At 74.7% G+C, this 18,853-nt stretch carries 14 protein-coding genes and 1 pseudogene; 6 read left to right on the top strand and 9 right to left on the bottom strand.

Going from position 1 to position 18,853, the window contains the following annotated elements; genetic code table 11:
• Positions 1-28 precede the first annotated feature (28 nt).
• Positions 29-1,552: a hypothetical protein gene (locus ACI2LW_RS04095; RefSeq protein WP_404729565.1), complete on the top strand. Its 1,524-nt coding sequence runs from the start codon at positions 29-31 to the stop codon at positions 1,550-1,552.
• Between the two features lie 144 nt (positions 1,553-1,696).
• Positions 1,697-2,179 (top strand): DUF5709 domain-containing protein, encoded by a 483-nt coding sequence (locus ACI2LW_RS04090; RefSeq protein ID WP_404729564.1) that lies wholly within the window; start codon positions 1,697-1,699, stop codon positions 2,177-2,179.
• 160 nt (positions 2,180-2,339) lie between these two features.
• Here ACI2LW_RS04090 and sthA read toward each other — a convergent pair whose 3' ends face one another.
• Entirely contained in the window at positions 2,340-3,743 is a 1,404-nt protein-coding gene (gene sthA / locus ACI2LW_RS04085) for a Si-specific NAD(P)(+) transhydrogenase (protein ID WP_404729563.1), read from the bottom strand.
• 198 nt (positions 3,744-3,941) lie between these two features.
• The gene (locus ACI2LW_RS04080; RefSeq protein ID WP_404729562.1) at positions 3,942-4,148 is read right to left on the bottom strand and encodes a hypothetical protein; all 207 of its coding nucleotides are present in this window, start codon (positions 4,146-4,148) and stop codon (positions 3,942-3,944) included.
• Positions 4,149-4,383: 235 nt separating this feature from the next.
• Between ACI2LW_RS04080 and ACI2LW_RS04075 the strand changes: the two genes are divergently transcribed.
• Positions 4,384-6,219 (top strand): glycoside hydrolase family 15 protein, encoded by a 1,836-nt coding sequence (locus tag ACI2LW_RS04075; RefSeq protein WP_404729947.1) that lies wholly within the window; start codon positions 4,384-4,386, stop codon positions 6,217-6,219.
• Positions 6,220-6,302: 83 nt separating this feature from the next.
• Complete coding sequence (locus tag ACI2LW_RS04070) at positions 6,303-6,539, top strand: hypothetical protein (RefSeq protein WP_404729561.1); 237 nt, start codon at positions 6,303-6,305, stop codon at positions 6,537-6,539.
• A gap of 112 nt (positions 6,540-6,651) precedes the next feature.
• On the opposite strand, the gene ACI2LW_RS04065 is transcribed toward ACI2LW_RS04070, so the two are convergent.
• From ACI2LW_RS04065 to ACI2LW_RS04045, 5 genes and pseudogenes are all read right to left on the bottom strand, one after another.
• Positions 6,652-7,488, bottom strand: coding sequence for a chitosanase (locus ACI2LW_RS04065; protein WP_404729560.1), 837 nt, complete (start codon positions 7,486-7,488; stop codon positions 6,652-6,654).
• A 136-nt stretch (positions 7,489-7,624) separates the two neighbouring features.
• Positions 7,625-10,385 (bottom strand): annotated as a pseudogene (locus ACI2LW_RS04060) (SpoIIE family protein phosphatase).
• A gap of 181 nt (positions 10,386-10,566) precedes the next feature.
• A complete protein-coding gene (locus ACI2LW_RS04055) occupies positions 10,567-13,245 on the bottom strand; it encodes a SpoIIE family protein phosphatase (RefSeq protein WP_404729559.1) in 2,679 nt (892 codons plus the stop codon).
• A gap of 449 nt (positions 13,246-13,694) precedes the next feature.
• Entirely contained in the window at positions 13,695-14,393 is a 699-nt protein-coding gene (locus tag ACI2LW_RS04050) for a GAF and ANTAR domain-containing protein (RefSeq protein ID WP_404729558.1), read from the bottom strand.
• 210 nt (positions 14,394-14,603) lie between these two features.
• The gene (locus ACI2LW_RS04045; protein WP_404729557.1) at positions 14,604-15,068 is read right to left on the bottom strand and encodes a hypothetical protein; all 465 of its coding nucleotides are present in this window, start codon (positions 15,066-15,068) and stop codon (positions 14,604-14,606) included.
• Positions 15,069-15,541: 473 nt separating this feature from the next.
• Here ACI2LW_RS04045 and ACI2LW_RS04040 point away from each other — a divergent pair, with 473 nt between their 5' ends.
• On the top strand, positions 15,542-16,969 hold the full coding sequence (locus ACI2LW_RS04040) for an alkaline phosphatase family protein (RefSeq protein ID WP_404729556.1): 1,428 nt from the start codon (positions 15,542-15,544) through the stop codon (positions 16,967-16,969).
• Positions 16,970-17,027: 58 nt separating this feature from the next.
• Positions 17,028-17,492, top strand: coding sequence for an SRPBCC domain-containing protein (locus tag ACI2LW_RS04035; RefSeq protein WP_404729555.1), 465 nt, complete (start codon positions 17,028-17,030; stop codon positions 17,490-17,492).
• On the opposite strand, the gene ACI2LW_RS04030 is transcribed toward ACI2LW_RS04035, so the two are convergent.
• Positions 17,486-18,370 (bottom strand): fructosamine kinase family protein, encoded by an 885-nt coding sequence (locus ACI2LW_RS04030; protein WP_404729554.1) that lies wholly within the window; start codon positions 18,368-18,370, stop codon positions 17,486-17,488. The two genes, ACI2LW_RS04035 and ACI2LW_RS04030, sit on opposite strands and share 7 nt — an antisense overlap.
• Positions 18,367-18,831, bottom strand: coding sequence for a low molecular weight protein-tyrosine-phosphatase (locus ACI2LW_RS04025; protein WP_404729553.1), 465 nt, complete (start codon positions 18,829-18,831; stop codon positions 18,367-18,369). The genes ACI2LW_RS04030 and ACI2LW_RS04025 overlap by 4 nt, the downstream gene beginning before the upstream one ends.
• Positions 18,832-18,853: the final 22 nt, after the last annotated feature.

The following is an 18,853-nucleotide window of genomic DNA, read 5'->3' as shown; positions in this document are numbered from 1 at the left end:
CCTACAGTGTGTAGGGGGAGGGGTGGAGATGGCCGACACAGCACACGCGATTCTCGGTGCCATCCGGCGATCCTCGGGCGCCCCCGGGGCCGCGCGGGCGCGGCGGAGTCCCGGCGGCGGCCCCGGACGCCACGCCGAGCGGCGACGGGAGCGCGCGCTCCCGGGCGCGGTGGCCGCCGCCTTCGTCCTGGCCCAGCTCGTCCTCGTACGCCCCGGCCTCGGCCTCGGCTGGGACGAGACCGTGTACGTCAGCCAGGTCGGCACGCACGCGCCCGCGGCCTTCTTCAGCGCCCCACGCGCCCGCGGCGTGCCGCTGCTCGTGGCCCCGGTCGCCGCCTGGTCGTCCTCCACCCCCCTGCTGCGCGTCTACCTCGCGCTGCTGTCCGGCCTGGCCCTGTACCTGGCGCTGCGCGCGTGGCGCGGACTGTTCCCCGCCGGTGTGACGGCCCTGGCCGGCGCCCTGTTCGCCTCCCTGTGGATCACCGTGTTCTACGGCCCGCAGGCCATGCCCAACTACTGGGTCGCCGTCGGCGCCCTCGGCTGCGCCGGCTGCTTCCTGCGCGCCACCGCGGGGAACCGCGACGAGGGCCCCGCCGTGTGGGGAGTGGCCGGGTGCGCGGCCCTCATGGCGTGGATGCGGCCCATGGACGCGGTCTGGGCGGCGTTACCGCTGCTCGTCCTCGCCGTGCGCCGATGGCGGCGCCCGGGGCCGCTGGTCGCGCTGCTCGCCGGCCTCGCCGCCGGATCCGCGGAGTGGGTCGTGGAGGCGCACTTCGCCTACGGCGGCGTGCTGCGCAGACTGTCCGACGCCTCCGCCATCCAGGGCGGCCTGGGCTGGCACCTCGCCGTGGTGGACCAGTTGCGCAGCCTGGGCGGGCGCGCCCTGTGCCGGCCGTGCACGGGGGCGCTGCCGCACCCGGTCGTCACCCTGTGGTGGTACGCCCTGCCGGTGCTCGCGCTGCTCGGCCTCGCCGTGGCCGTACGCGCCCGCCGCGCCCGGCGCACCGTGGTGGTGCTGGCCTGCGCGACGACGGCGGCTTTCCCGTACCTGTTCCTGATCGGCTACGCGGCGCCCCGCTTCCTGCTGCCTGCCTACGCCCTGCTCGCCCTCCCGGTCGCCGACGCCCTGGCCCACCTCGTCAGGACGCCGGACGGCACCTGGCGGCCACGGGCGCTGACCCTGGTCTCCCTCGCACTGGCCGTCCACCTCGCGGCGCAGTACGCCGTCCTGGCGCACACCGTCGGCCGCACCACCGACGACCGGCGCGGCTGGGACCGCACCGCCGCCGCCCTGCACCGGCTCGGCGTGCGCCCGCCGTGCCTGCTCACCGGCGAGGAGGCCATCCCCATCGCCTACTACACCGGCTGTGCCTCCGCCGCGACCTCCGGGCACAACGCCAACACCACACAGCCGGCCATCGAGCGCGCGGCACGGCGCATGCCGGTCGCCGCGCTCGTCCCCGCGCACGCGGCCCCGCCCGCCTACGCCCGTGCCTGGCCCTCCCACCCCCTCGGCGGCCTCAGGGTGTACGTCGCGCCGTCCGCGCGCTGAGGCGCCACGCGGGGAAGCGGCGTACGGGCCCCCGGTCCCGGCACCCTGCGCGCAAGCGGCCGGATTGGGACGGCCGCAGCGGGAAACGCGGTTCGACGACGGCGGACACCGCCGCGGACCGAACCGCCGCTAGGGAGGAAACCCGTGAGCACCGATCCCATGGCCGACGACGCCTACCAGCCCACCGGCAGCAACGAGGAGCAGGAGGACGCCGCGCCGCTGGACATGCAGGACGCGGTGGACGAACGGACGTACGACGACACCCTCGACGAGGGGTACTCCCCGCCGGAGAAGCCGCTGGGCGTCACCAAGTACGGGACCACGGCCGCCGAGCAGCACGAGGGGGAGAGCCTGGACCAGCGGCTGGCCCAGGAGCGGCCCGACGTGGGGGAGCCGGAGGGCGACGACATCGGCGACCTGCCCGGCGGCGAGGGGGAACCGGTCGACCCCGAGGCGGGCGCCGGCCGCGCCGGCCGGCTGGTGGCCCCGGACGAGGGCGCGCACCTGGACACCACGAAGGAGGAGATCGCCGAGGACGTGGGCATCGACGCGGGAGCGGCGGCCGCGGAGGAGGCCGCGGTGCACATCGTGGAGGACGACGGCGTGCTGCCCGAGGACCGCTTCTGAGGCACCGCACCCGGCGGCCCGCAGTGCACCTGGCGGCCCGCAGTGCACCTGGCGGCCCGCACCGCACCTGGCGGCCCGCACCGCACCCGGCGGCCCCCGGCGCACGCGGCGGCCCCCGGCGCACGCGGCGGCCCCCGGCGCGGCGCGCGCGCCGGCGCCCTCAGTCCCCCAGCCGGTCGACCTGGCGCAGCTTGTTCGTCGCGTCCAGGGCGGCGACCTTGTACGACTCCGCGAGCGTCGGGTAGTTGAACACCGCGTCGACGAGGTAGTCCACGGTGCCGCCGCAGCCCATCACCGTCTGCCCGATGTGGATGAGCTCGGTCGCGCCGGTGCCGAAGCAGTGCACCCCGAGCAGGGTGCGGTCCACGGGTGAGACCAGCAGCTTCAGCATGCCGTGCGAGTCGCCGATGATCTGCCCGCGGGCCAGTTCCCGGTAGCGGGAGATCCCCACCTCGAACGGCACGCTCTCCTCGGTCAGCTGGTCCTCGGTGCGGCCCACGAAACTGATCTCCGGGATGGTGTAGATGCCGATGGGCTGCAGGTGGTGCATCCGCCCCACCGGCTCCCCGCAGGCGTGGTACGCCGCAGCCCGGCCCTGCTCCATCGAGGTCGCCGCGAGCGCGGGGAAGCCGATCACGTCGCCCACGGCGTAGATGTGCGGCACCTCGGTGCGGTAGTGCTCGTCGACCTTGATCCGGCCGCGCGCGTCGGCGGTCAGCCCCGCCTTCTCCAGGTCGAGTTCGTCGGTGAGGCCCTGCCGGCCCGCCGAGTACATCACCGCGTCCGCCGGTATCTTCTTGCCGCTCTGCAGCACGGTGAGGGTGCCGTTGCGGTGGCGCTCGACGGCCGCCACCGTCTCGCCGAAGCGGAAGGTGACGGCGAGGTCCCGCAGGTGGTAGCGGAGCGACTCGACGATCTCGGCGTCGCACATGTCGAGCATGGCCGCCCGCCTCTCCACCACCGTCACCTTGCTGCCGAGGGCCGCGAACATGGAGGCGTACTCCATGCCGATGACCCCGGCGCCGACGATGACCATCGAGCGCGGCACCCGCTCCAGTTCGAGCACGTTGTCGGAGTCCATGATGGTGCGCCCGTCGAACTCCACGCTGTCGGGCCGCGCCGGGCGGGTGCCGGTGGCGATCACGATGTGCTCGGCGCTCAGCATCCGCTCGTGGCCGGTGACTTCGCGCAGGGCGACGGTGTGGTCGTCGGCGAAGCGCCCGGTGCCGGCGAACAGCGACACGTGGTTGCGGGAGAGCTGGCTGCGGATGACGTCGACCTCGCGGCCGACCACGTGCCGGGTGCGCGCGGTCAGGTCGGCGACGGTGATGTCCTCCTTGAGCCGGTAGCTCTGCCCGTACAGATCGCGCTGGGACAGGCCGGTCAGATAGAGCACGGCCTCGCGCAGGGTCTTGGAGGGGATGGTCCCGGTGTGGATGGAGACGCCGCCGACCATGTCGGGGCTGTCGACGACGGCGACCCGGCGGCCCAGCTTGGCCGCGGCGATGGCGGCCTTCTGGCCGCCCGGTCCTGATCCGATCACGAGTATGTCGAAGTCGGGCACGCTGGGAGTCTGACAGCACGGAGCCCCGCGGGGAAGGGACCGGCAGCAGCCCTCCGAACTGTGAGCAGGCCACGGGCCGGGACGGCTCCCGGCAGGGGAACCGTCCCGGCCCGCGGCCCGCCTCCCGCAGTGTCCGTTCCGCCGGGGGCGCCCTGGTCCGCGGGGCGCCCCCGGCGGCCCCGGCCGCGGGGCCCCGGGTCAGGGCAGCAGCTTGTCCAGGGCGGCCGGGCCCTCCGTCTCGATCTTGCGCTTGGCCCACTCGAGGTTGCGCGGGGTGATGTCGCGGCCCGCGGCCAGCACCACGTCCTCCGGCGAGACGTCCGTGCCGGTACGGGCGTGCAGCATCTTGTCCGGGGTGAGCCCGCTCCCGGACGGGCGGGACGCATCGGGTTGTGACGTCGACATGTGACCTCCTCGGCTCCGGCCGGGTTCCGCCCGGTCCGGACTGCCCGGCCGCGCCGCGGGACCGGGACCTCCTCCCACGATTGCCCGCCGCGGCGCACCTTGCATCCGGAGCGGCCCGGCGCACGGTGGAATCCGCCGTCCGGGCGGCCCGCTCCTAAGCTGGAAGAGCCGCCGGAGGCCGGACGGCCCCGATCCCCGGAGCCCGTCCGCGTGCCCACACAGGGAGGCCGCCGTGATCCCGGACACCCCAAGCCGCCGCCCCGAGCCGGACACCCCCCGCTATGTGCCGATCGCCGACCACGGCCTGATCGGCGACCTGCGCAGCGTCGCCCTGATCGGCACCAACGGCATCGTCGACTGGTACTGCAGCCCGTCCTTCGACGACCCGAGCGTCTTCGCCGCGGTCCTGGACGCCGAGCGGGGCGGCAGCTTCGAGCTCGCCGCCGTCGACGCGGCACGCACCAAGCAGTTCTACTTCCCCGACACCAATGTGCTGATCACCCGGTTCTTCAGCGAGGACGGCGTCGGCGAGGTGCAGGACTTCATGCCGGTGACCGGCGAGGGCGGGGAGGCGGACCGGCACCGGCTGATCCGCCGGGTGCTGTGCGTGCGCGGCACCGTCCCGTTCCGTGCACGGGTGGCGCCCCGGTTCAACTACGGCGCCGATCCCCACACGGTCCGCCCGGAGGGCCAGGTGGTGGTGTTCGAGTCCGCGGGCCACGCCCTGGCCCTGACGGCCACCGTGCCGCTGGAGTGCGCCGGCCCGGACGTGAAGACCGACTTCAAGCTGGCCGAGGGCGAGTCGGCCGTCTTCGCCCTCGACCAGGTGGGCGGCGCGGTCGCCCCGCGCCGGTGCGCGCACGCCGAGGCCGAGGAACAGTTCGCCGCCACGGTCGCCTACTGGCGCAAGTGGCTGTCCCAGTCCCGCTACCGGGGCCGCTGGCGGGAGATGGTGCACCGCTCCGCCCTCACCCTGAAGCTGCTCACCTACGCCCCGACCGGCGCCATCGTCGCCGCGCCCACCACGAGCCTGCCCGAGCGGCTCGGCGGCGAGCGCAACTGGGACTACCGCTACGTCTGGGTGCGCGACGCGGCGTTCGCCGTCTACGCCCTGCTCAGACTGGGCTTCAGCGGCGAGGCCGAGGCGTTCATGCGGTTCCTGACCCGGCACATCAGCCCCGGCGACGGCTCGGGGGCCGGTCCGCTGCAGATCATGTACGGCATCGACGGCCGCACCGAGCTGCCCGAGCGCGAACTCGCCCACCTGGAGGGACATCAGGGCTCGGCCCCCGTGCGGATCGGCAACGCCGCCGTGGACCAGCTCCAACTCGACATCTACGGTGCGCTGGTCGACTCGGTCTACCTCTACGACAAGTGGGCGCAGCCCATCTCCAGCGGTCAGTGGGACGACGTGAGCGCGCTGGTGGAATGGGTCTGCGAGAACTGGGACCAGCCCGACGAGGGCGTCTGGGAGACCCGCGGCGGGCGGAAGAACTTCCTGTACTCGCGGCTGATGTGCTGGGTGGCCATCGAGCGGGCGATCAGGCTCGCCAACCGCCGCGGCCTGCCCGCCGAGCTGCTGCGCTGGCGGCAGACCCGGGACGCGATCTACCGCCGCATCATGGACCGCGGCTGGTCGGACCGGCGGCAGGCGTTCGTCCAGTACGAGGGCGGCGACGTGCTGGACGCCGCCGTGCTGATGATGCCGCTGGCGAAGTTCATCGCGCCGACCGACCCCAAGTGGCTGTCCACCCTCGACGCGCTGACCGAGGACCTCGTCTCGGACTCCCTCGTCTACCGCTACGACCCGCGCACCAGCCCCGACGGGCTCAGCGGCGACGAGGGCACGTTCTCCATCTGCACCTTCTGGTACGTGGAGGCGCTCACCCGCGCCGGCCGGCTCGACGAGGCCCGTCTCGCCTTCGAGAAGATGCTCACCTACGCCAACCATCTCGGCCTGTTCGCCGAGGAGATCGGCCGCACCGGCGAGCAGCAGGGCAACTTCCCGCAGGCCTTCACCCACCTGTCGCTGATCAGCGCGGCCTACAACCTCGACCGCGCGCTCGGCTGAGGCGGCGTGTGCCCCGCGGCCGGGGAGGGTACCCGGGCGCCGCACCGAGGACGACGTGGAAGTCCACCGAGGAGGAGGTCCGCATGACGAGCGGTACCGAGACCGGCGATGTGACCGGCACGCGGGACAAGGACTACAACCTGATCTGGTACGTCGAGGCGTGCCTGAGCAACGCGCTGCGCCTGGAGCAGTACGTCCAGGACGCCGAGCGCGACAAGGACGACGAGGTCGTCGAACTCTTCCGCAAGGCCCAGGCGGACAGCAGGAAGGGTGCCGAGATGGGCAAGGAGCTGCTGCGCTCGCGCCTGGGCGGCGACTGACGGCACGGCCGGCGCCATGCAGGGGCCGGCCCGGGACCCGGCAGTGCCGGGTCCCGGGCCGGTGTTCGACCGCCCGGCCGCGCGGGGTCCGGTCGCGTGCCGGGCGCCCGGCTCAGCCGATGTGGTACGGGTCTCCGTAGACCCGCCAGTCCAGCGGAGTGTTCAGGTCCAGATTGCGCGCCCGCAGGAAGACCCGCTGCTCGGTGTCCACCCTGCTGGTGTCGCTGTGCGCCTCCTCCTGCTTCATGGCCCACACCCGCGCGTCCAGGAACGCGTCCAGGTAGGTCACCTCGTCGCCGCCCTGGGCCGGCGGCCTGGCGCTGCGCAGGGCCCGCCTGCGGATGTTGCGGAAGCTGGTGGGGTCGTCGCCGTCGCCGTGCATCACGATCGCGTCGTAGTACGCGAACTGGCCGAGCGCGCGCAGTCCGTCGGCCTTGCCCTGCGCGACCGCCGGGTTGAAGTAGACGCGGTCCCGCTCGTCGTTCTGGGCCTGCTGGAACGCCGTGTCCCGGGCGGCCCTGCGCCAGTCCCCGGGGAAGTCCGGGTCGAGCCCGGCGTGCGAGTCGCTGCCGTTGACCCGGCGCAGCGCCGGCAGGTACTTGGCCAGCACGTTGCCGGGCCTGCGGCCGGTGTAGAGCTGGACGAGGTCGAGCATGTCACCGGTGCCGGAGCAGAAGCCGATGATGCCGGCGGTGTAGCCGCGGCCGTCGCCGATGTCCTCGATGTACTTGTACTGCGCCTTCCAGTCCAGCGAGGAGTTCTCGGCGCTGGAGACCAGCCGCATGGCGATCTCCTTCTTCGCCGGGTCGTCCAGTCCCACGGCGGCGGGGGCCGCGACGGAGCGCTGGGCCCTGACGAGGGGGACGGCGGCGAGCGCGGCGCCGAACAGGGCGAGGGCGGCGCGGCGGGAGGTGCCGGAGGGCGCGGTCCTGTCGGGGTTCGATTGCACTGCGGGCTCCAGAGGGGGGGTGGGGGGTGGGAGTCGTTCCGTGCGGTCCGTGCGGTGCACTGACAGGAAGGTTTACTATCAGAACTTCGAACACGTGGTCAGTCGTCGAGCGGAAGTTCGTAGGAACGAACGAGGCCTAGGGCAGCGGCTGTTCCGCCCAGATGACCTTCCCCTCGGGCGTGTAGCGCGTCCCCCAGCGCTCCGCCAGCTGGGCGACCAGGAACAGCCCCCGGCCGCCCTCGTCCGTGCCGGCCGCGTACCGCAGATGCGGGGAGGTGCTGCTGCTGTCGGACACCTCGCAGATCAGGGCGCGGTCGTGCAGCATCCGCACGCGGATGGGCTCGGCGCCGTAGCGGATCGCGTTGGTGACCAGCTCGCTGAGGACCAGCTCGGTGGTGAACGCCAGTTCCTCCAGCCCCCACGCGGCAAGGCGCCGGCTGACCGACGCGCGCACCTCCGCGACGGCCGCCGGGGCCGCGGGGACCTCCCACTCGGCGACCCGGTCCGCCGGCAGGGCCCGGGTGCGGGCGACGAGCAGTGCGATGTCGTCGCCGGGCCGGGACGGCGTGTGCGCGTCCAGCACCGCCCGGCAGATGTCCTCGGGCGACTCGCCGGCCGAGCGCAGCGTGGTGAGCAGGTCCTCCAGCCCGGCGTCGATGTCCCGGTCCCGGTCCTCGACCAGCCCGTCGGTGTACAGCACCAGCCGGCTGCCCTCCGCCAGCTCCAGCTCGGCCGCCTCGAAGGGCAGCCCGCCCAGGCCCAGCGGGGGCCCGGCCGGCACCTCGGCGAGGCGGGCGGTGCCGTCCGGCGCGACCACGGCGGGCGGCGGATGGCCGGCCCGGGCGACGACACAGTGCCGGGAGACCGGATCGTAGATCGCGTACAGGCAGGTCGCGCCGGTGACGGGCGCGCCCGCGCTGTCCGCCGTCTCGTCCTGGTCGATACGGCCGACCAGCTCGTCCAGCAGCCCGAGCAGCTCGCCGGGCGGCAGATCCAGGGTGGAGAAGTTGTGCACCGCCGTGCGCAGCCGCCCCATGGTGGCCGCCGCGTGCAGCCCGTGGCCGACGACGTCCCCCACGACGAGCGCGACCCGCGCCCCCGACAGCGGCAGCACGTCGAACCAGTCCCCGCCGACGCCCGCCTGGGCCGGCAGATAGCGGGAGGCGAGGTCCAGGGCGCTCAGCCGCGGCAGACTGCGCGGCAGCAGGCTGCGCTGCAGGGTGACGGCCATGCCGTGCTCGCGCGTGTAGCGGCGGGCGTTGTCGATGGAGACCGCGGCCCGGGCCACCAGCTCCTCGGCCAGCGTCAGCTCCTCGGCGTCGAACGGCTCGTCCTTCTGCGACCGCCAGAAGTTGACCAGGCCCAGCACCTGGTTGCCGGCCCGCACCGGCACGGTGATCAGCGAGTGGATGCCGAACTCCACCACCTGCTCGGTGCGTTCCAGATCCTGCGCCAGCCAGCCCGGGGCCGCCTCCAGCCGGGGCTCCAGCACCGGCCGGCGGGTCTTGAGGGCGTGTGCCTGCGGGGAGGTGGCGACGAACCGGATCTGCCGGCCCACCGGGTACAGCGGGGCGCCCTTGCTGATGCCGGCCATCGCCGCGCGCCGCAGCGCGGCTCCCGGCTCCGGCTCCTCCCCGGCGAGGACGGCGTCGTGCAGGTCGACGGTGACGAAGTCGGCGAACCGCGGCACGGCCACCCGCGCCAGCTCCTCCGCCGTCCGGGTCACGTCCAGGGTCGTGCCCACGCCCACGCCGGCGTCGTAGAGCAGGCTCAGCCGCTCGCGGGCCACCTCGGCCCGGCCGGACAGGGTCCGCAGCTCGGTGAAGTCGCGCAGGGTGGCGACACTGCCCGAGGGGCCGCCGTCGAGGTCGGTGGGCCGCTGGTTGATCGCCAGCAGCCGGTCGCCGGCCGGACGCACCTCGTCGGTGGCCGTCCGGCCCGAGGCCAGCAGGTCGGCCGTGGCGGGTTCGAGTCGCAGGTCGCGCACATGCCTCCGCTCGGCGTCCTCGGGCAGCCCCAGCAGACGGTGCGCCTCGTCGTTGGCGAGCAGCATTTCGCCGTCGTCGCCGACGATGAGCACGCCCTCGCGCACCGAGTGCAGCACCGCGTCGTGGTGCTCGTACATCCGGGTCATCTCGCCCGGTCCCAGGCCGTGGGTCTGGCGCAGCAGCCGCCTGCTGACCAGCGCGGTGCCCGCGGTGGCCAGTGCGAGGCCCGCGGCCGCGGCGGCCAGCACGACGGGCAGCTGCCGGTCCGCCACGCCCCCCACGTTCCGTGTGGTGATGCCCGCCGAGACCAGGCCCACGACCGTGCCGTCGGGGCGCCTCGACCGGCACCACGGCCTGCACCAGCTGCCCGATGGTCCCGTTGACCTCCTCGACCACGGTGCGGCCGTGCAGCGCGGGCTCGACGGTGCCGACGAACCGCTTGCCGATCCGGTCCGGCCTGGGGTGGGTGTAGCGGATCCCGTCGGTGTCCATCACCACGATGAAGTCGACGTGCGCCGCCTTGCGCGCGGCCTCGGCCTTCGGCTGCAGCAGGGCCGTGGGATCGGGGGCGGCCAGGGCCGCGCGGGTGCCCGGGGCGTTGGCGAAGGTCTCGGCGACGGCGAGCGACCGGTTGCGGGCCTCCTGGGTGCTGTCGTGACGCACCTGGAGGACCAGCGCGACGACCGCGGCGAGCACCAGCAGCAGCACGATCCCGACCTGGAGCGCGAACACCTGTCCGGCGACGCTGCGGGCGCGCAGCGCGGAGCGCAGCCCGGAGGGGCGGCCCGCCGGCCGCTGCCGCTCGGCCCGCCGGCGCGCCCGGCGGGCGGGGCCGGGCGCATGCTCGGGGCGCCGACCGCTCGGGCGACGCGTCGACCGTGTGCCGGTTCGACCCGGAAGCCGGACCATGAGCCATGTCTACACTGCCCCGCCCGGTCGGGCGAGGGCCGTGACCGCCACGGCCGCACCCGGTGTGTGCGCCGGGCGGGCAGGGTGTGTGCGCCGGGCACGGTGGCGGGCACGGGGCGGCCGGACGCGGAGGGGAACCCGGACGGCGTGCGTGCCGCCCGGACGGGGCGGCGCGACGAGGTCAGCGCCGCGGCCGGGGCGCCGGGCAGCGCCTGGCCAGCAGCAACGCGATGTCGTCGGGCCGGTCGGCGGTGTGCCGGGCCGTCGCGGTGAGCCGGTCGGCGACATTCGTCAGGGACTGACCGCCCGGATGGGCGGCGGACGAGCCCATCCGGGCGAGCGCGGTCCGCAGCGCACCGACGCCCTCGTCGATGTCCAGGCCCGGCCGCTCGACCAGGCCGTCGGTGTACAGCGCCAGGATGGCCCCCCGCTCCAGCCGCAGCTCGGCCACCGGGTACTGCGCGCCGGGGTCCACCCCGAGGACCACGCCACCCGGTGTGTCGCACACCTCGGTACGGCCGTCGGGGTGGCGCAACAGCGGCAGCGGGTGCCCCGCCCGGGCGATCCGGACCAGCCCCGTGGCGGGGTCCAGGCGGATGTAGCAGCAGCTCGCGAACTGGCCCGGATCCAGGTCGATCAGCAGGTGGTTGGTGCCGCTCATCACCTCGTCGGGCGGCCGGTCGCTGAGCGCGAACGCCTTCACCGCGCTGCGCAACTGGCCCATGGTGGCCGCCGCCTGCACCCCGTGCCCCTGCACGTCGCCGATGACCAGGGCGAGACCGTCCCCGGCCGCCACGACGTCGTACCAGTCCCCTCCGACCTCCATGCCCTGGGTTCCGGGCAGATAGCGCCCCGCGGTCTCCACCTCGGGGTGGGCGGACAGACGGCGGGGCAGCAGCGCCTGCTGCAGCCCGCGCGCGAGGGCCGCCTCGGTGTCGTAGCGCTGGGCCTTCTCCATGGCGTGGGCGATCAGGCCGGCCAGCGCGGTCAGCACGGCGCGCTCCTCGCCGCTGAAGCTGCGGGGGCGGTCGAACCCGAGGATGCACGAGCCGACCGGGCGCCCGGAGGCGATCAGCGGCAGGAAGGCCCTGGACCCCACCTCCGCGTCCAGGGGCAGGCCCGGGTACTGCGCCGCGAGCTGCGCCATCGAGTCGAAGAACAGCGGCCGGCCGGTGGTGAGCGTCTCCACGCCCGGTATGCGGGCGTCCAGGCCGACGCCCTCGAACGGGGCGAGGAAGCCGTCGGGGAAGCCGGTCTCCCAGGCGAGGTACAGGTGCCGCTCCTGCAGCAGGTAGATGGCGAGGCGGTTGCCGCCGAAGGCGGGCAGCAGCTCCTCCATGACCACGGCCGACACCTGGCGCGCGGTGACCGCCTCGGTCAGGGCGATGGCGAGGACGATCGGCCGGTACAGATGCGCCGCCGCGCTGACGGGCCCGGCGGCGGGCGCCGCGTCCGGGTCGGCCGGCGCCGCGTCCAGCTCCGGGGGCGCCGCGTCCAGGTCCGGAGGCGCCGCGTCCGGACCGGGGGGCGCCGCCCGCGGACCGGGAGGCGCGCCGCCCGGGGCCGCGACGGCGGAGGCGTCCGGGGCGGCACCCGGCGCCGTGGGCCCCGGGGCGGCCGGCGGCGCGTCCGGGCCGGCTGTCGCGCCGGCCGGGCGGACCGTGCACGTCAGCAGGTCCGGCCCGGCATGCGCGGTCAGCGTGAGCAGACCGCTGCCGCCGCCGTGCCGGGGCGGCACCGTGCCCGCGCCGCCGTACGGCCGCCGGGCCTGGAACCGCACCGGTTCGCGGGACAGCAGCGCCGCCCGCAGGGGGTCCTCGCACGACGGGTGGGCGAGCCAGGGCACGCTGTCCCACAGCGAACGCCCCACCAGCGACCTGCGCGGCCGCCCGAGGAGCTGCGCGGCGCGGGGATTGGCGTAGACGACGACGCCCTGCCGGTCGACGCAGAACACCCCGTCCGGCAGCAGATCGGCCGCCGCGTCGCCCACCGTGCCGGGACCGGCGTCCCGCACCAGGCCGTTCACCCGGTACGCGGCCGGCGAGGACGCGGCGTACGACGTCCAGAGCTCCATCAGCCGCGGCGCGCCCTCCCCGGTACGCACCCGCAACGGCAGGACGGGCGCTCTGCCCGAGGCGGCCTCCCGCAGCGCGGCCAGCATCCGGTGGCCGTCGTCGCAGGTCACGGTGTCCGCAAGGGCGCGACCGGTGCCGGGGAACGCCTCGCGGCTCAGCCCGAGCAGCAGAAGGAAGCCGTCGTCGGCGGTCACCGTGTCCGTCGCCGGGTCCCAGGAGAACCGCCCGATCCGCTCCTCGTGGCCGCCCGCGGCGGGTGGCCGCACGCACAGCGGCTCCCTGTCCCAGACCACCGGCGTGTCCTCGCCGTCCAGCCCGGACAGCGCCGCGCCCAGGTCCTCGGCGACACGGGCCAGCCGGTCGCGGCCGGGCAGCATCTCGGCGGCGTCCGCGGCGGCGGGCCGCAGCGCGGCCAGCACCCCGAAGTTCGCCTTCGGGCCGGCCACCGGCACGCACAGCGTCCCGAACTGGAACGGCAGGCCGGCCGCGAACTGCGGGTAACGGCGCATCGTCTCGGTGGCGTTGGGGAGCACGACCTGAGCGCCGAGCCGGTAGGCGTCGGCGACCGGGAAGCCGCGGTTGACGTGCATCCGCCACCAGGCCCGGAACAGCGGACAGGGCAGCCCCGCGAGCACCGCCAGCCGCAGCAGGCCGGGCGTGCCGGAGCGCAGGTAGACGCCGCCGGCGAAGCCGCCGGCCGCGCCGATCGCCTCCACGGAGGCGTCGGCGAGCAGGGCGGCCAGCCGCCCGGCCGTCCGGTCCGCTTCCTCGGCCTCGCCCGTCATCGGTCCCGCCTCGTCGCTGCGCCGCCCCCCTAGGACGACACAGCAAGAATGCGCCACGAGGCGCCCGGCGCGCACCCGGCGCGTGCGAAGACGTGCGGGGTGTACGAGGCGTGCGGACGACGTGACGCATCCCGGGGTGGGCAGGGGCGCACCCTGTACGCGGCCCTCGTACGACCGCCGCTGTGGTGTGGCCGGCGCGATGCGGGTGGCCGGGCGTGGTGCGGGTGGCCGGGCCTGGTGCGGGCGGCCGGCAGTCGATGCCCTGGCTGCCGGTGCCCGGCAGTCGGTTCCGGCACCGCGCGTCGGTACCTCGCGCCGGCCGTGGGACTCCCGGCCGGGCCGGTCGTCGCCCGGGTGCCCGCCGCATCCGGCCGCACGGGCTCGCCCGGGGCGCCCCGGGGCGCGGCCCGACTCCGCGCGGTCGCGCGGAGTCGGGCCGGCAGGGCGGATCAGGACCCGGGCTCCCCACCGCCGGAGGAGCGGATGTTCTGGGCGACGTCGCGGAGCTTGATGTTGTGGTGCTGGGAGATGCGCCGCAGTACGGCGAAGGCGTCGTCCTCGCTGAGATGGTGGCGTTCCCGCAGCATGCCCATGGCCTCGCCGATGGCGTGCCGGGTCTCCAGGGCGTGCTCCAGCTGGTCGACGGTGCGGGCGCTGGAAAGGGCCACGGCGGCGTGCGAGGCGAGCAGCCAGCCGGCCGTCTCGCTCTCCGGGGTGAAGGCACCGGGGCGGTCGGAGTAGACGTTCAGCGCCCCGAAGTCCTCCTCGTGCGTGTAGAGCAGGAAGCCCATCATGCTGCCGATTCCCAGGTCCCGGGCGCCCGGCGCGTACCTCGGCCACTGCGGCTGCGGCCGGCCGAGGTCGGCGATGCGGAACATCCGGTCGCCGCTGACCTTCCGGGCGGCGTCGAAGCACGGGCCCTCGCCCAGCTCGCCCTGCAGCCGGTCGGACTCGACGACGATGTCCGCACTGGCCGACAGGGTCACGGCGCGGCCCTTGTGCACGGCCAGCACACCGGCGGCCTCGCACCCGTCGATCAGCTCGACCGCCGCCGAGACGGCCTTGTCGAGCGTCGCCTCGGCGGAGTCCTGCGCCAGCAGGCTCCGGGCGAGGCCGGCCATCTGCTCGGCGAACCCGCGCCAGTCCATCCGCACCCACCCCTCTGTAGACCGCAGTGTCCGGTGCAAGGGTGACGTCGCGCACGACTCCCGCTCTCGCAGCCTACCTCGCGGGCTCCGGCCCTGTTCGCGGCCGCCGCACACGCGGATGCCCCGGCCGCCCGGGCCGGGGCACCTTGTCGCGACGGCCGGTTCGCGGCCGACGACGGCCGGTTCAGGGCCGTACGGGCGTCACCGGGATCAGGAACCCCAGGTGCCCTGGTTGACCGCGCAGTTCCAGCCGGAGCCGTGCAGGGTGAACTTCAGCTTGTAGTTGCGGGTGTTCAGCAGGTGCGTGCGCACCTTGAAGCCGAGGCTCGCCTTGCCCTTGAACGTGCCGGTGTAGACCGACACGGTCTGCGACGTCCGGTGGCTGATCTTGCCGCCCTTGGGCGTCGCGGTGCTGAAGCGGATGTTCTTGCTGTTGGTCACGGTGAAGGTGACCTTCTTGAAGCTCTTGGTCGTCTTGCTCTTGATGCCGAAGTACAGGCCGCCGTTGGTCACCCAGCCGTTGTGGTCCACGTAGAAGCGGGTCGGGTAGACGATGTTGACCGGGCAGCCGGAGCTCTGCGGCGCGGCGGTCGCCGCGGAGGCGGCCCCGGCGAGGCCCAGCTGAGCGGCGGTGACGGCCCCGACGGCGGCCAGGGCGGCGACGGACGTGCGCATGCGGTTCACTGCGGTGTTACCTCTTCCCCCTACGGCCCTCACGGACCGGAGCGACATGGCCGCGGACGTCCCGGAGGACGCCCGCGAGCCTGTGACGCCGTACTTCTTAGCACGGGGGGCACACCGGCGGGCAACAGGATTGACCGCTGGGTCACTTGGTGACGAAATCGGGACATCCTCGGGGCAACCCCGCGTCAACTGCGCGAATGTGACGGCGACTCATGCGGGGGCGCCGTACTGCGGCGTCGCGCGTCCCGCACACGGCACCCCGTTTCCCACGTGTGGGTGACGTGCGGGCGACCCGCGGATGTCCCAGGTCACGGCCTGGCCAACACCTCCCCGCACGTTGGCCACTTGTTCACCCCTCGTCCCCGACCGGCTCCTCCCGGGCGGGCAGACAGTGGGCGGCGGCCCGTCTCCCGGGCGGGCCACCGGCACGCGTGAGAGCTTCTCCCGCCGATGAAGGGGCATTCATGGCCGAGTTGACACGCCGCAGACTCCTGGGCAACGCCACGGGCGTGCTGGGCGGCGCCGCGGCGCTCTCCCTCCTCCCGCCCAACCTGCAGAAGGCCGTCGCCGCGGGACCGCCCCGGCGCGGTGCGCTGCGGGACGTCGAGCACGTCGTGATGCTGATGCAGGAGAACCGGTCGTTCGACCACTACTTCGGCACCCTCTCGGGCGTCCGCGGCTTCGGCGACCGGCACGCACTCAGGCTCGACAGCGGCCGTTCGGTCTTCCACCAGCCGGACCCCGAGAACCCCAAGGGCTACCTGCTGCCCTTCCACCTCGACACCCACCAGACCAGCGCCCAGGCGATCCCCTCGACGAGCCACGCCTGGTCGGTGCAGCACGAGGCGTGGAACGGCGGCAGGATGGACCGCTGGCTGCCCGCCCACCGCAAGGCCGACGGCGTCAACGGCCCCTACGTCATGGGCTACTACACGCGCGAGGACATCCCGTTCCAGTTCGCGCTCGCCGAGACCTTCACCCTCTGCGACAACTACTTCTGCTCGGTGTTCGGCCCCACCTGGCCCAACCGCCTGATGTGGATGACCGGCACCCTCGACCCCGGCGGCACCCGCGGCGGCCCGGTGCTCACCAACAGGGCGCCCACGCCGTACCGCTGGACGACGTACGCCGAGCGGTTGCAGAACGCCGGCGTCAGCTGGAAGGTGTACCAGCAGGACGACGACTACGGCTGCAACATGCTGGAGCAGTTCGCCGCCTTCAGAAGCGCGCCGCCCGGCTCCGACCTGTACGAGCGGGGCGTACGGCCCCAGCCCGAGGGCGCCTTCGAGGACGACGCCCGCAACGACCGGCTCCCCGCGGTCTCCTGGATCATCCCGACCAGCCACCAGTCCGAGCACCCGGACTACCTGCCGGCCGCCGGCGCCGACTTCGTGGCCTCGAAGCTGGAGGCGGTCGCCGCCAGCCCCAAGGTGTGGCGCAAGACGGCGTTCATCCTCAACTACGACGAGAACGACGGCCTGTTCGACCACGTGCCCCCGCCCACGCCGCCCGCCGGCACCCCGGACGAGTTCGTCCAGGGCCTGCCCGTCGGCGCCGGCTTCAGGGTGCCGGCCATCGTCGTCTCGCCCTGGACCGTCGGCGGCTGGGTGGCCACGGAAGCCTTCGACCACACCTCGGCGCTGCGCTTCCTGGAGCGGTTCACCGGCGTCGAGGAGCCCAACATCAGCGACTGGCGCCGGGAGACGTTCGGCGACCTCACCTCCGCCTTCCGCTTCTCCCACGGCCGGCCGCGCCCGCCCCGCCTGCCGGACGACACGGCCGAGCAGCTGGAGAGGGCCAAGGAGGAGGTGGCGACGCTGCCGAAGCCGACGCTGCCCGGCGCCGACCAGACGTTCCCCCGCCAGGAGAGGGGACACCGGCCGCACCTGTGACCCCGTGCCGCACGGCCGTCGCGGCACGGCGCGGCGCCGGACGCAGTACGGTGCCGCCATGTACGCCACCACGGTCTCCCGGCACGTGAACGCGCCGCCCGCCGCCGTGTACCGGGCGCTCCTGGACCCGGACGCGGTGGCGGAATGGCGCGTCCCGGACGGCATGACCGGACGGGTGCACGAGTTCGACCCGCGCGAGGGCGGCCGGTACCGGATCTCCCTCACCTACGACGGCCCCGAGGGCGCGGGCAAGTCCGGCGGGCGCACGGACACCTGCCACGGGCACTTCGAACGGCTGGTCCCGGACCGGCTCGTGGTCGAGGCCGTCGAGTTCGAGACCGACGACGAGGCGCTGCGCGGCACGATGACCCTGACCACCACGCTGACCGGTGCGCGGGACGGCGGGACGGACGTCGTCCTCGTGCACGAGGGCGTCCCGGACGCCGTCCCGCGCGGGGACAACGAACGGGGCACGCGCATGGCCCTGGACAACCTCGCCCGGCTGGTGCAGGGCGGTCACTGACGGCAGGCGCTCCGGGCCGCGGCGACCGCCTGCCCGGCGTACCCCCGCCCGAACAGCACCGTGTGCACCAGCAGCGGGAACAGCTGGTGCAGACCGACCCGCTCCGCCCAGCCCGCCGCGAGCGGCGCCGCCTCCTGGTAGCCCTCCAGCACCCGCTCCAGGTGCGGGCAGCCGAACAACCGGAGCATCGCCAGGTCGGTCTCCCGGTGCCCGCCGTGCGCGGCCGGGTCGATCAGCCGGACGTGCCCGTCGGCGCCCCAGAGCACATTGCCGTTCCACAGGTCGCCGTGCAGGCGTGCGGGCGGCTCGGGAGGGCCGGCCAGCTCGGGCAGCCGCTCCAGCGCCTCCTCGACGACGGCCGCCTCGGACCTGCGCAGGGTGCCCGCGTCCACCGCCCGGCGCAGATAGGGCAGCACCCGGTGCTCCCCGTACCAGCGGGGCCACTCGTCGCCGGGGACGTTGCGCATCGGAGCGAGCCCGATGTACGCGTCCCCGGGCCCGCCCGGCGGGGGCGCGCCGAACGCGGGCGCCCCGGCCGCGTGCAGCGCGGCCAGCTCGCGGCCGAACCGGACGGCCGCCCCCGGGCTCGGCCGGCCCGCCGGCACCCGGTCGCTCACCAGCCAGGCGCCGTCGTCGCCGTGCACCCGGGGCACCCGCACCGCGCCCGCGGCGGCCAGCCAGCGCAGCCCGGCGGCCTCGGCCCGCACCGCGCCCGGCCCGTGACCGTGCTTGACCACGACCACCCGTCCGCCCTCGAGGGTCACCTCGGTCAGCGCGCCGGACAGCGGCCGCTGCCCGGTCACGGCCAGGCCGGTGAACCGGGCCGCCGCGGCACCCGGTCCGTCCCCGCCGGTGCCGGCCGCCGGGGACCCGGTCATGACGCCAGGCGCTCGCGCACCCAGGCGAGCAGCCCGGGCACCGCGGCCTCGATCATGTCCAGGACCTCGTCGAACCCCTCAGGGCCGCCGTAGTACGGGTCGGGGACGTCGAGATCGCCGGTGGCGTCGGGGTCGAAGGAGCGCAGCATGCGCACCCGGGAGGGGTCCTCGACCAGGCGGCGCAGCGCCTTCTCGTGGCCCCGGTCCATGGCCAGGAACAGATCGGCGTCCAGATGCTCCGCACCGACCTGCGCGGCGACGTGCTCGACCGGGTAGCCGCCGCGGGCCAGTGTCCCGGCGGCGCGCTCGTCGATGCCCTGTCCGACGTGCCACGGCCCGATCCCGGCACTGGTCACCCGCACCGTCCCGGCCAGTCCCGCGCGGCGCAGGTGCTCGGCGAACACGAGGGCGGCGGTGGGCGAGCGGCAGATGTTCCCGCTGCAGACGAAACAGATGTGCACGGCCCCCAGGGTACGGGGGGCG

The organism is Streptomyces sp. NPDC004065 (assembly GCF_044903565.1).
GTDB lineage: Bacteria > Actinomycetota > Actinomycetes > Streptomycetales > Streptomycetaceae > Streptomyces.
This window is presented reverse-complemented; position numbering and strand designations above follow the sequence as displayed.